The sequence below is a fragment of the Paenibacillus sp. FSL W8-0439 genome (genome assembly GCF_038008995.1).
Taxonomy (GTDB): Bacteria; Bacillota; Bacilli; order Paenibacillales; family Paenibacillaceae; genus Paenibacillus; species Paenibacillus polymyxa.
The window spans coordinates 3,836,087-3,849,642 of record NZ_JBBPAK010000001.1; the positions used below are offsets into that span (position 1 = coordinate 3,836,087).

General features: G+C 45.6%; 13 protein-coding genes. All 13 read right to left on the minus strand.

Annotated features, from left to right (window positions below):
* Window positions 1–4: 4 nt before the first annotated feature.
* Window positions 5–1,138, minus strand: coding sequence for an RNA polymerase sigma factor RpoD (gene rpoD, locus MKX36_RS16410; protein WP_007431230.1), 1,134 nt, complete (start codon window positions 1,136–1,138; stop codon window positions 5–7).
* Between the two features lie 42 nt (window positions 1,139–1,180).
* Window positions 1,181–3,055: a DNA primase gene (gene dnaG / locus MKX36_RS16415; RefSeq protein ID WP_017428152.1), complete on the minus strand. Its 1,875-nt coding sequence runs from the start codon at window positions 3,053–3,055 to the stop codon at window positions 1,181–1,183.
* Window positions 3,048–3,524, minus strand: a complete 477-nt coding sequence (locus MKX36_RS16420) for a YaiI/YqxD family protein (protein ID WP_016821580.1) — start codon at window positions 3,522–3,524, stop codon at window positions 3,048–3,050. The genes dnaG and MKX36_RS16420 overlap by 8 nt, the downstream gene beginning before the upstream one ends.
* Before the next feature lie 122 nt (window positions 3,525–3,646).
* The gene (gene glyS / locus MKX36_RS16425; protein ID WP_016821581.1) at window positions 3,647–5,722 is read right to left on the minus strand and encodes a glycine--tRNA ligase subunit beta; all 2,076 of its coding nucleotides are present in this window, start codon (window positions 5,720–5,722) and stop codon (window positions 3,647–3,649) included.
* The gene (gene glyQ / locus MKX36_RS16430) at window positions 5,715–6,602 is read right to left on the minus strand and encodes a glycine--tRNA ligase subunit alpha (protein ID WP_016821582.1); all 888 of its coding nucleotides are present in this window, start codon (window positions 6,600–6,602) and stop codon (window positions 5,715–5,717) included. The genes glyS and glyQ overlap by 8 nt, the downstream gene beginning before the upstream one ends.
* Window positions 6,603–6,720: 118 nt before the next feature.
* Window positions 6,721–6,867: a hypothetical protein gene (locus MKX36_RS16435; protein ID WP_155399770.1), complete on the minus strand. Its 147-nt coding sequence runs from the start codon at window positions 6,865–6,867 to the stop codon at window positions 6,721–6,723.
* A 138-nt stretch (window positions 6,868–7,005) separates the two neighbouring features.
* The gene (gene recO / locus MKX36_RS16440; protein WP_016821583.1) at window positions 7,006–7,758 is read right to left on the minus strand and encodes a DNA repair protein RecO; all 753 of its coding nucleotides are present in this window, start codon (window positions 7,756–7,758) and stop codon (window positions 7,006–7,008) included.
* Window positions 7,759–7,800: 42 nt separating this feature from the next.
* Window positions 7,801–7,938 carry a YqzL family protein gene (locus MKX36_RS16445; protein ID WP_013372137.1) on the minus strand — a complete coding sequence of 46 codons (138 nt, stop codon included), beginning with the start codon at window positions 7,936–7,938 and terminating at the stop codon, window positions 7,801–7,803.
* Between the two features lie 417 nt (window positions 7,939–8,355).
* The gene (gene era, locus MKX36_RS16450; protein WP_016821584.1) at window positions 8,356–9,258 is read right to left on the minus strand and encodes a GTPase Era; all 903 of its coding nucleotides are present in this window, start codon (window positions 9,256–9,258) and stop codon (window positions 8,356–8,358) included.
* 56 nt (window positions 9,259–9,314) lie between these two features.
* Complete coding sequence (locus MKX36_RS16455; protein WP_290409412.1) at window positions 9,315–9,689, minus strand: diacylglycerol kinase family protein; 375 nt, start codon at window positions 9,687–9,689, stop codon at window positions 9,315–9,317.
* Window positions 9,689–10,186, minus strand: a complete 498-nt coding sequence (gene ybeY, locus MKX36_RS16460; protein WP_016821586.1) for an rRNA maturation RNase YbeY — start codon at window positions 10,184–10,186, stop codon at window positions 9,689–9,691. The genes MKX36_RS16455 and ybeY overlap by 1 nt, the downstream gene beginning before the upstream one ends.
* 55 nt (window positions 10,187–10,241) lie before the next feature.
* Complete coding sequence (locus MKX36_RS16465) at window positions 10,242–12,488, minus strand: HD family phosphohydrolase (RefSeq protein ID WP_123797407.1); 2,247 nt, start codon at window positions 12,486–12,488, stop codon at window positions 10,242–10,244.
* 95 nt (window positions 12,489–12,583) lie between these two features.
* Window positions 12,584–13,555 carry a PhoH family protein gene (locus MKX36_RS16470; RefSeq protein WP_016821588.1) on the minus strand — a complete coding sequence of 324 codons (972 nt, stop codon included), beginning with the start codon at window positions 13,553–13,555 and terminating at the stop codon, window positions 12,584–12,586.
* Window position 13,556: the final 1 nt, after the last annotated feature.

Genomic DNA, 13,556 nt, shown 5'->3' on the forward strand with positions numbered 1-13,556 from the left:
GCTTCTATTCGAGGAAATCCTTCAGTCGCTTACTGCGGCTTGGATGGCGCAACTTACGCAGCGCTTTGGCCTCAATCTGACGAATACGTTCACGTGTAACACCGAACACTTTACCCACTTCTTCAAGAGTTCTGGTTCTTCCGTCGTCCAAACCAAAACGGAGACGCAAAACATTCTCTTCCCGTTCGGTCAACGTATCCAGTACATCCTCGAGTTGTTCCTTCAGAAGCTCATAGGCAGCTGCATCTGCAGGCGCCAATGCTTCCTGATCCTCAATGAAATCCCCCAGATGTGAGTCATCCTCTTCACCAATTGGTGTTTCCAATGAAACCGGTTCTTGGGCAATTTTCATAATTTCCCGTACTTTTTCCACGCTCAGCTCCATCTCGGCAGCCACTTCTTCCGGCGTAGGTTCACGCCCCAGCTCTTGCAACAGTTGACGCGATACGCGAATCAGCTTGTTGATCGTTTCCACCATATGCACTGGAATACGGATCGTTCTCGCCTGATCGGCAATTGCGCGTGTAATCGCCTGACGAATCCACCAGGTTGCATAGGTACTGAATTTAAACCCTTTTTCGTAATCAAATTTTTCTACTGCCTTAATCAAACCCATATTACCTTCTTGAATTAGATCGAGGAAAAGCATGCCACGACCAACATAACGTTTGGCAATACTTACAACCAGGCGCAAGTTAGCTTCAGCCAACCGACGCTTAGCTTCTTCATCGCCGTTATTGATCCGTTTGGCAAGCTCCACCTCATCATCAGCAGAAAGCAGCGGTACACGACCGATTTCCTTCAAGTACATCCGGACTGGGTCATTAATTTTAATACCGGGAGGCAGGCTCAGATCGTCATCGAAATTAAAATCATCCCCGTCATTGTTTTCCGGGTCGTCATTTTGACGCAATCTGGTAACTTCTTCGTCGTTGTCATTTACAACCTCAATCCCCAAGTCACCCAGCTGCTCATAAAACTCATCCATTTGCTCGGGGTCCTGATCAAACGGCGACAGTTTTTCCATGATATCTTTGTAGTTCAGAGAGGAACTTTTTTTACCCAACTCAATCAGTTGATCTTTGACCTGATCCAGTGTTAATTCCGTCTCCAGTTCAGTATGCTGATCATTCGCCATCTTTCGACTCCCTCCTCCTAGAAACATCCGACCTCTGTGTGTTCATTGTCTCTCTAGGGCTATAATCTCACTTGCAATTTGTGCTGCACGCAAAAAATCACCTAAGCGCTCAGCGGTTCTCATTTCTTCCCTTTTCAAATCCAGTTGCTCCTGCAATGGAAATTTTCGCACTTGACGAATATAATCATCCAAAATGTGCGGTGCCCATACGCCTGGAGCATCCATCATCATGATCGAACTTACGTTCTTCTCCAGTCGGTCGTCTTGCAAAGATGAAATAAAACGGCTTGTATCCGGTAACTTCCCTTGCGCGTAATAGGCATATAGATAAGCAGCAATTGCTGCATGATCCTCAATATTAAAGGCGTCCCCCAGATGCTTCTCTACATACTCTGCAGCTTCTAAATCCTGCATCATCCAGTGAAGCAGCCTACGTTCAGCCACATGGTAAGCCGGCAACAGATTGGGCGTAGAAACCTGCCCTTTTTTATGCCTACCATTATTCCACCCATTTTCGTTATTATCCCCAAAGTTCTGTTTTTTTTGCAGGGTTTGGCGGAGTAAATTGCATTCTTGCTTTAAGGTTTCAAAATCAACCTTGACTTCGGCTGAAACTTCGCGCAGATACACTTCCCGCTCAGTCGGGGATGACAGAGGTGCAATGACATTTAATGCTTCGCGGGAATACGCGATTCTTCCTTCTTCCTCTTGCAGTATATGGTTTTTTTTCAGATATATAAGCTTAAATTTCACCGTTGAAACAGCACTTTCGATAATTTGGCGCTGAAATCGTTCGGCGCCGTATTGCCGGATAAAATCATCCGGGTCCATACCGTCGCTGACCAACGCTACTTTTACGTGAAGTCCCGCATTTTCCAACAGCGGAAAATTTTTAAGCGCTGCCGCTTGTCCTGCCCGGTCACCATCATAACAAATAATAACCTCGTCGCACAGTCCCTTTAACATCGTAGCATGATGCTCCGTTAGAGCAGTCCCCATGGCGGCCACTCCATTTTGTACGCCAGCTTCCCATGCCGAGATGACATCGCCATAACCTTCAAAAAGAACACTTTGACGAAGCTTGCGAATTGAGGTTTTAGCATGATGGAGATTGTACAGCGTTCGGCTTTTGTTAAATAGCTTGGTCTCCGGTGAGTTCAAATACTTCGGCTGCCCCTCGCCAAGTATACGGCCCGCAAAGGCAATAACTTTTCCGTTTCGATTCCAAATGGGAAACATGATACGATCTCTGAATCGATCTACATATCCGTCACCCTCATGTCGGGGAGAAATAAGCCCTCCCTTCTCCATCTCGACAGGATCAAAAGAACGCTTCTCAAGAAACTGAACGATCGTATCCCATCGGTTGGGTGCATAGCCAATTTGGAATTGGTCAATGATCTTGTCACTGAATCCCCGTGAACGCAAATATTCCATGGCTGGTTTGCCGTGCTCCGTATTTTTAAGCAAAAAATGGTACATCTTAGATGTTAGTTCATACGCTTGCAACAGCCTGTCCAACTCAGGATGCTGATGCGATGAATCACGTCCCTGCCATTCGCCGAGCGGAATATGACTTTCTTCTGCCATTGTCCTGACAGCTTCGGGAAAGGATAGTCCTTCGATTTCCATCATGAACTTGATGGCATTGCCTCCCGCGCCGCAGCCGTAGCAGTAAAAAATCTGACGATCCGGTGTCACGGTGAATGAAGGGGTTTTTTCGGAATGAAAAGGACAGAGGCCTTTCATATATTTCCCCTGTTTGGTCAAATGCACGTACTTGCTTACCGTATCTACAATATCATGATGTTGTAAAACTGACTCGATGATATCGTCCGGTATGTTACCTTGTCCGGCACTCATATTAACCACCTTCATCTCTTTAGCACGTAAATATAATTCGATACCGTTATTCATTCTCCTGCAAGCGAAGTAAAAGTTTTGTCAGTTTATGTTGAAAAACTTCACGATCCTCTAATGTAAACGGTTTAGGACCTTTTCCATAACGTCCTTTTTTCCGTTCTTTGGCAGAAGTGTGGCGTCGGTCCAGCATGAAGTCTATCGAATCGTTTCGATACATCGTTCCGCGAAAAGACATCACTTCACACCCTTTTGCCAAGGCAAGTGCAGCAAGACCATAGTCGTTGGTTGTTACAATATCTCCGCAGCGGATATGATTGGCAATATAGAGATCGGCACTCTGGTCGCTTCGGTCTACTTTAACAACGCTTACGCCTTTGCTGCCCTGAATGAGATGATCATATGAAGATACCATAATAACGTCAATATGAAAACGGGAAGCTGTCTCTGCTATTTCACTTTTAACCGGACAAGCGTCCCCGTCAACAACGATCCGTATATCCGGGAAATTTCCGGACCCTCCCATGAACATCCCCCATCTCGCATCCGCATTCGAGTAAAATACGGAACGGCTGCAAGATCACTCTTACACCGTTCCGTATATTTATACCCATTTTTTCAAGTTGTTCATACTACCACAACCGACGTTTAAACTACAAGCTTGGAAAAATCAGCAAAACGCTTCAATTCTGAGTCAATAGCAGCCAGCAATGCCAAACGATTATTACGTACAGCATCATCCTCAGCCATAACCATAACGGAATCAAAGAACGCCGTCACCGCAGGAGTAATGGATGAAGCAAGCGTCAATGCTTGTGTCGCATCACCTTCCTGTAAAGCTGTACAATAAGACTCATAGGCGCCATACCATGCTTCATATAGGTTTTTCTCGCCCTGTTCCGTAAATTCACCCGTATTCACTGACTTATGAACTGCTTTAGCAGCCAAATTACCTACGCGATTAAAAGACTCGACTGTTGCCTTGAAGGCATCCCCTGTTTGTACAGCAGTCATTAACGCAGCTCCGCGGTTAACAACGGAAGCAACATCGTCATATCCAGCTGAAAGCACAGCATCCACAACGTCATAACGAAGTGTCTCGGACAATAGTTTCTTCACGCGTAATCCGAAAAACTCATGTAATTCTTTACGTATTTCATCTGCGGAACGTTTCATATTTCCAAAGTTGCTGTGCACATCAAGCGCGATATTGAACACATCAGACAACGTAGCCGAAAGCTTACGATCTAACAGGATCTGCACGATACCCGCTGCCTGGCGACGAAGCGCGTAAGGGTCCTGTGAACCTGTCGGAATAATGCCGATGGAGAAGCAGCCTGTAATGGTATCTATCTTGTCTGCGATACTTACAATCGCTCCAGCGTTCGTTGAAGGAACCGTTTCACCTGCGAATCGCGGCTGGTAATGCTCAAACACCGCTCTTGCCACTTCTTCCTTCTCTCCAGCCTTACGAGCATAATCTTCGCCCATAACCCCTTGCAGTTCCGGAAATTCATAGACCATTTGTGTTACAAGGTCAAATTTACAAATATCTGCTGCTCGGCTAACCGATTCCTGTGTATCTTGGGAAACACGTAGCTTCTCTGCCAGAGCATCGGCAATGCGGCGAATCCGGCGCACTTTGTCTCCAACCGTTCCCAGCTCTTCGTGGAAAACGATGCTTTCCAGCTTGGAGAGTGCATCCTTAATTTCCAGCTTCTGATCTTCTTCATAGAAGAATTTGGCATCAGACAGCCGCGCACGCAATACTTTTTCGTTTCCTTTTGCAATGACTTCCAGCGATTGACTGCCACCATTACGTACCGTAACAAAGTATGGCAGCAGCTTTCCTGTGCGATCCAGCACTGGGAAATAGCGTTGATGTTCACGCATGGAAGTAATCAATACATCCTTCGGAATGTTCAGGAACGCAGGGTCAAAGCCTCCGAACAGCACTGTTGGAGTTTCCACCAGATACAGCACTTCTTCCAGCAAATCGTCCTTGACCGCAATCGTCCAGTCTTTTTCGGCTGCAAGTGCTTCAATCTGCTTCACAATAAGCGACTGACGTTCCTCAATGTCCACAATGACATGCTGCTTGCGAAGTACTTCGACATAGTCCGCCGGGCTTTCTACAACGGCCTCCTGTCCAAGGAAACGATGTCCTCTTGTCACATTCCCTGACTGTACGCCAGCAATCTCCAAATTAACAATATCGTTGCCAAACAAGGCTACCAACCAGCGGATTGGACGAACAAATTTAAAGTCATAACTCGCCCAGCGCATAAATTTAGGGAATGTCATGGCATGTAAAATGTGTAGTAAACCTTCGGACAGCACATCTGCCGTTGGTACACCTATGCTGCTCTTGGTCGCGTAAATATATTCCACGCCTCCAAGTTCTTTGAACGTAAACTGTTCAGGATCAACACCTTGGCTACGAGCAAAGCCTAGAGCAGCCTTACTCCAGTTACCGGCTTCATCAAGTGCGATTTTGCGGGAAGGTCCTTTAACTTCTTCGTTAATATCTTCTTGCTTCTCTGCCACTTCCTTAACAAGTACTGCCAAACGACGAGGTGTAGCATAAGCCTCTACAGCACTGTAAGCAATACGCGAGCTGTCGAGCCACGCTGTCATACGTTCCTTCAACTGCTGAATCGCATTCGGGATAAACCGTGCAGGCACTTCTTCCAGCCCGATTTCAAACAATAAATCCTTAGACATTTGCCGCACCTCCTTTCTTCAACAGCGGGAAGCCCAGCTTCTCGCGCTCCTCTAGATAGGTCGCAGCGACCTGGCGCGCCAAATTGCGTACTCGTATAATAAAGCCAGTCCGTTCCGTTACACTGATTGCTCCGCGAGCGTCCAGCAAGTTGAACGTGTGAGAACATTTCAGCACATAATCATAGGCTGGGAATACAAGATGCTGCGCCATCGCTTTATTCGCCTCTTCTTCATACATATTAAAAAGAGTAAATAGCATTTTGACATCAGATACTTCAAACGTATACTTGGAATGTTCGAATTCTGGTTGATGGAAAACATCACCGTACGAGATTCCATTGACCCATTCCAAATCGAACACATTTTCCTTGTCCTGGATGTAGGAAGCAAGACGCTCCATACCGTAGGTAATTTCAACCGCAACCGGACTGGCATCAATACCACCCACTTGCTGGAAGTAGGTGAATTGGGTAATTTCCATACCGTCCAGCCATACTTCCCAACCTAACCCCCAGGCTCCCAGCGTCGGTGCTTCCCAGTTGTCTTCCACGAAACGAATATCATGCTCCAGTGGGTTAATCCCCAAACGGTTCAAACTCTCCAAATACAATTCCTGAATATTATCAGGTGAAGGCTTCAAAACCACTTGAAACTGATGATGCTGATACAGGCGGTTCGGGTTCTCACCATAACGTCCGTCAGACGGACGGCGAGAAGGCTCAACGTAAGCTACGTTCCACGGCTCAGGTCCAATTGAACGTAAATACGTCATCGGGTTCATCGTACCTGCCCCTTTTTCCGTATCATAAGGCTGTACAATAATACAGTTGTGTTCAGACCAAAATTGTTGCAGCGTTAAAATCATCTGCTGAAAATTCATGGGCACACGCTTCCTTTCCAATTCCCTAAAATGTTGGTGATTTCTAAACATTAAGCTCATATGTACAGGGCTAATTTATCCCATAAGCCTTGCTAGAGACAGCAAAAAGCCCCCGCCTCTACGCCTGTACAGACGTAGGGACGAGAGCTGACTCCCGCGGTTCCACCCTACTTGATTGCGATCCTACATCACCAGTCAGATCGTAATCCTCTTTTCCGTGTCCATTCAGACGCTCCAGAGTGCCATGTTCACGAACAATTCCCACTGGGCTTACACCGTCCCCAACTCGCTAACTACAGAGAATACGTCTCGTTACTTTCTCGTTCAATGCATCTGCTCCCAAAGGAGATATATAGTAGGATATTACACGTTTTCAGGGATACAGTCAAGAGAACACCGTATTTCACATATCGTACTTATCAAGCTGATCCAGGAAATTACGGGATTTCAGCTTAACCTCCAACTGCATATCCATGAACTGACGCATGACATGTTTGATCTCCAGCTTGGTGGAGTCCTTCACGTCGATATTGCCGAGTCGATTTAGATCCATTTGAGCGAACAAGCGCAGCAACTTCAACGTACGTGGAGCAACACTCAACGCAGCTGGATCAAAATGCTTGTAGCCCCGACACAAAACCCCACCTAACCTCGGACTGATAAACATATCCTCATCAGCACATTGTTGACCGCTTGAAATACAAGCATCAAGCTGAGGTGCATATCCGGCCGCCTGCAATATTTTAAATTCATAAATACTCATGACGATCAGCGGATCTTTGCCACTCTCCAGTGCCTCCAAACAGGCTTTAAGCTGCTTAAACCAAAATGCACCTGTTTCCTCATCCTGTAATACCCGATCAAGCAGTTCACAAGCATAGGAAGCGTAAGCAGCCTTTGTAATATCCTCGCGCAGTGTATGGTGGGATTGGATAATTTCACCGGCATTCAGTGTGCCTAAGCCTGTGTTACGAAAAAAAACAAATTCACCGTACGTAAACGGCTGCGTTAAAGCAGCATGACGGCTTTTGGATTTTTTCGCGCCTCTGACCAGCACACCTACTTTGCCTCCGCTTTCGGTGCAAAGCGTAATAATTTTGTTCCCCTCACCGTAATCCATGCTGCGGATGACGATTCCTTCCATCCTGTAAAGCATGCTTCTTCCCCCAAACATTCGCGAAGAAGCCAGTGGTTCGCTCTATTCACGGGCTTCTTCATGCTCGTCCGACTCTCCTTCATCCGTGTCTTGCTCCCTTGTCACGGCGCTCTCCCTGTATAACAGATACGCACCGACATCTCCAGTCATCGCAAAATACTTCCACGAAAAATCTCGCATTCGTATTCATCCTTTCTTCGGAAATGACGTCAGCATCTCAAAAATAGGATGATGCGAAGAGGGAAGAAGTATGCGATGAAATTAATGGATTACGTTGAAAAAGGCTACTGTGTACGGTCTGGACACCGCTTCGCGAATGATTTGATCTTACGAACGCTGACGCTTCTTCAGATTCAAATTCTTCGCTCCGCTACAACGTGCATACAGTTACAATAACTCTTTTAAAAAGCACTCCTTATTTCATCGCTGGAAGAAAGGGTAAGAGCAAGAAGTTAAGCGCCGCTTATGCGCGGCGCTCGTAGAGGTCGAGACGGCTTTTTTATGATACTTACAACAACTATACATATTATTTAACATCAATCTTAGCCTCAATAGACCTTTGATGACCAAAGTGATGGTAGATATCGATATCTGCTTTTAAGCGTCGCGATGGAAGCCCAGGTCACGAAGGACACGTTCCTGATTACGCCAGTCTTTTTTGACTTTAACCCAAAGTTCCAAGAAAATTTTGGAACCTAGCAAATTTTGGATATCTTGGCGAGCTTGTTTGCCCACCTCTTTGAGCATGGCTCCCTGTTTGCCGATAATGATCCCCTTCTGGGAATCACGCTCTACAAAAATAACCGCCATAATATGCACTACACCATTATCCTGTACTTTCATGTCTTCAATCATAACCGCAATAGAATGGGGTACTTCCTCACGTGTCATGTGCAAAATCTTTTCCCGAACCAGCTCGGCAATGACAAACTGCTCTGGATGGTCGGTAATTTGGTCATCAGGGTAATATTGCGGACCTTCTGGCAAATATTTTTGAATCTGATCCAATAGGGTGTTTACATTATTGCCCATTTTGGCCGAGATCGGCACAATTTCCGCAAAGTCATACAACTTGCGATACTGCTCAATCAGGGGCAACAATGCCTCCGGCTCAATGCGGTCAATTTTATTCAACACCAATATAACTGGTGTTTTGACTTGTTTAAGCTGTTCCGCAATAAAACGGTCGCCTCCGCCCAAACCTTCAGCAGCGTCAATCAAAAAAAGTACCGCTTCTACCTCACCCAATGTATTAAAAGCGGTCTGATTCATATAATCGCCCAGTTTTGACTGGCGCTTGTGAATCCCCGGTGTATCCAAAAATACAATTTGTGTGTCCTCTGTGGTGTATACACCGTGAATTTTATTCCGTGTCGTTTGGGGTTTGTCTGACATGATGGCAATCTTCTGCCCAATGACATGGTTCATCAATGTTGATTTTCCGACATTGGGTCTGCCAACAATTGCGACAAAGCCGGATTTAAACTGTTTCTTAGCCATTTTTTTTATTTCCTCCAGCGCGATTAAGCACCTAATTTTTATTTTTGTTTTTTTCATTAAAGCAGCTGACTCATTAACGTCAACAAAGGTCTATAAAATACAAATATGCCAATAATTACAGCAAAAACCGCTGCCAGGAGCACGGCTCCGGCGGCGGTGTCTTTAGCCGCTTTGGCCAGCGGATGAATATCAGGTGAGATCAGATCCACCGCTGCTTCAACAGCGGTGTTGATCAGTTCGGCTACCATGACTATGGCAATGGCCATGCACACGAATAACCAGTCCAGCCGGGAGATGCGCAGAGTTAACCCTGCCACAATGACAAGGAGCGCCACGACCGCATGTATCCGCATATTTATTTGCGTACGCAGAGCGTATATCACGCCTTCTGCGGCATAGCGAAAGGTCATTCTCCAAGGCTGACGTCTCATTACCGTGTCAACCCCACTTGAGCCAGCACAGCTTCCTGCTTACCCATCATTTCCGCTTCGCTTGCATCGTCTTGATGATCATAGCCTAACAGATGCAGAAAACCGTGAACAAACAAAAAACCGATTTCACGCTCAATCGAATGTCCATATTCTTCGCTTTGAGCTTGGGCTGTCTGTACAGAAATAATAATATCTCCTAGAACATCTGGTACATCGTTTAAAGGATTTTCTTCCGTCGGTTCGTAAATTATTTCAAGCTCTTCATCTAGTGTTTCCTTCATAGCAAAAGACAACACATCAGTAGGACGATCAATTCCGCGATAATCCCTGTTCAACTCATGTATTTGATCATCATTCACGAAAGTAAGGGCAACCTCACCGTCCATAACCCCTTCCGCTTTGCCAGCCTCCTCTAATAAGGTGTTCAGCAGCGTGATCAACGATTCGTTAATTACCATATCGTTTTGTTCATTATTCCAAGCTAATTGAAGGCCCATGCCAACCGCTCCTTTTAATTCTAATGCTTTAGCTGTGCTTCATGCACAAGTAATATTAAGCTTTTCCACTTTCGGGCTTAGGTCTTTCCTCTGGATATTCAATACGGGAATGAAAAATTCCCATTACTGTTTCCTTGAGCGTTTGGGCCACGATATCAAGCTCCCTCATGGTCAGTTCACAGTCGTTAAACTGGTGATCATCAAGACGGCTCTTAATTATTTTTTCAATCATGGATTCTACCTGCTCCACCGTAGGTTTTCGCAAGGATCGAACTGCTGCTTCCACACTATCAGCAATTCCTACTACAGCAGCCTCTTTCGACTGAGCCTTCGGTCCCGGATAACGGAAATCATCCTCTGTGAAGTCAGGCTCCACCCCCCGTTCTTCCGCCTCACGCAATGCCTTGTGGTAAAAATAGTGCAGGAATGTCGTTCCGTGGTGTTGTTCGGCTATATCACGAATCGGCTTGGGTAGCTTGTAATCCAATTGCATTTCCACACCATCACGGGCATGGGCTATAATGATGGATTTACTTAGCTTGGGCTCTATTGTATCATGCGGATTTTCCATCCCATTTTGATTTTCAATGAAGTACGAAGGCCTTTTGGTTTTACCAATGTCATGATAATACGAACCAACCCGGCACAACAATCCATTTGCTCCTATAGCCTCCGCTGCGGCCTCCGACAGATTACCTACCATTACACTATGATGATATGTTCCGGGAGTCTCGGTAAGTAGCTTGCGGAGCAATGGATGATTAGGATTTGACAATTCGACAAGCTTCAGTGCCGACAAGATGCCAAAGGTGGATTCAAAAAATGGCATTAGCCCTATAACAAGGATCGCTGTAACCAGACCGCCTGCAAAAGCAAAGGCTACCCCATAGAGTGTCGTTGTTTGAGTCCAGTTTCCTTGGTCAATCAGCGCCAAAGAAAAAACAGCCAGAGCCCCGAACAGGCATACCATAATAGATCCCTTGAACAGCGTTGAACGCTGGCTGGCCCGGTGGGTAGAAAAAATCGACGCCAGACAGACCACAAGGGCAAAAAAACCAAAATTAAAATCAAAAATTTGTCCCTGACGAACATTCAAAATAACACTTGCCAATATACTGAATATAACGGCACATACGAATGCCAGCGACATATCAAGCAACAGCGTTACAAGCATAGCTCCAAGTGCGATAGGTGCCAGATAGCCGAGGTAGGATCGTTCACTAGTCTGCAGTATAGAAATTAACAGCATAGCTCCCACTGTAATCACAAAGATTAACACCAGCATGAGCAACTGTGCATTATTATACTTGAAGTTTCGTGTTCGTGATTGAAATTGACGAATATACATAAACAGACCCAATGCCAGCATCATAGACAGCATCAGCAAGCCAAATTGTGGCCAATAGTTGATCTTATCCTTGAGCAGCTCATTCTCATCAAGCAGTGTATAGATTTCCTGGGTAATAATCTCACCCTTTTTAACAAGTACTTCACCCTGTTTAATGTAAACTGTCGGTGTATCTTCACGAGCCTGTACTTTAGCGTCCTTCGTAGCTGTATCATCATAAAACTTGTTGGCTGTAATCACAAGCCTTGCAAGTTCCTGAACAACCTCCCGGGAGGTACGTTTAGTAAGAGAGCTTGTACTCACCCGTTCAGCTACCTTGGCTCGAGCCGTCTGGGCATCCGTAATTTGATCATTCATCAATCCTGTTACAATCTCACGGGCTACGGGCCGCATTTCGGCAATATCCTCAGATGTAAGTCGCGGAATTTTGATGTATGTCTCCTCTGGAATTCGGTACGTTTGCTCTTTCGTTTTTTCCAGCACCTCATCCAGCAATTTATCTGGGTAGGCATCCGCATTACGGCTGTTGTTCACAAAATTTTGCACGAATTCCCGTGCACGTTGAGGAATCTCATCCTTATAAATCGAAATCTTGTCTGCTCTGGAGACCTGATCATCCTGATTGAGCCGTTCAATTCGATCCAAAATACCGGTAATCAGGTTATCGTTGCGGATCGGTACAATGGTATACATGGGCTGCACGCGCTCAGCAGATTCCTCTTGGGCCTTCAAAGTCGCCTTACTGTTAGGAAGCTGCATTGGAGCGACAATTTCCTTTTCACTCGGTTGATTCACCCGGATGTCATAGCGTTCGGGAAGCAGCTTGGACGCAAAACCCACATAAAAAAGAACCACCAAAAATAAAAACAGAAGATAGCGTGTCGCCACGCTATACTTCCATCCATTCATTCTATGCTGGAACGTTTTTCCTTTAGATAATTCCTTCGAGGTCATCTAAAACAATCCCTCTCCATCATCTTTTTCAAGGCAGCTATGCTGCTCATTTTGTTCGTTTTCTGATCATACCCACTATACTCGTGCTCAAGGGCTTATGCTTGATTTTCAGCAACACGGTCATAAGCGACGATGATTTTTTGAACCAGGGAATGACGGACAACATCCTCTTCCGCAAACTGGACAAAGCCTATTTCCTCAATCCCTTTTAAAATCGCATTTGCTTCAATTAGACCGGATTTTTTGCCACGAGGTAAATCAATTTGTGTAACATCGCCGGTAATAACCATTTTGGAACCGAAGCCAAGTCGAGTCAAAAACATTTTCATTTGTTCTGGTGTGGTATTTTGGGCTTCATCCAAAATAATAAATGAGTCATCCAGCGTACGACCCCGCATATAAGCCAGTGGCGCAATTTCTATCAACCCGCGCTCCAACGCTTTTGCCGTCTGCTCAGGACCCATCACATCGTATAGGGCATCATACAACGGGCGTAAATACGGATCAACCTTTTCCTGTAAATCCCCGGGCAAAAAGCCCAAGTTCTCACCAGCTTCTACCGCAGGACGAGTCAGTACAATACGCTTGACTGAACCTTCCTTTAGAGCAGCTACGGCCAGCACTACAGCCAGATAGGTTTTACCAGTACCCGCTGGGCCAATCCCAAATACAATATCGCGTTTTTTAATCGTGGTTACATAGTGCTTCTGTCCAATCGTTTTGACACGAATCGGTTTGCCCCGAAACGTTGTCGTAATTTCTCCCTTGAACAAATCAAGCAACTGATCGGCGCGCAGATCTTTTGCCAGCTCAATCGCATAATGGACATCCCTTTCGGTCAGTATATACCCATTACGAATTAACTGGAGCAAAACATCGAACAATTGTTCGAGCACTTCCACTTCGTGAGCATCTCCAAAAACATTAATTTCCGCCTCACGAGATGCTATTTTTGCAGGAATAGCTGCTTCGATCAATTTTAAAAAGGAATCCTGCGGGCCGAATAACGCCTGACCTTCTCCCGCACTGTTCAATGCAATTTGTATGCTGCGTTGTTGTTCTGCCAAA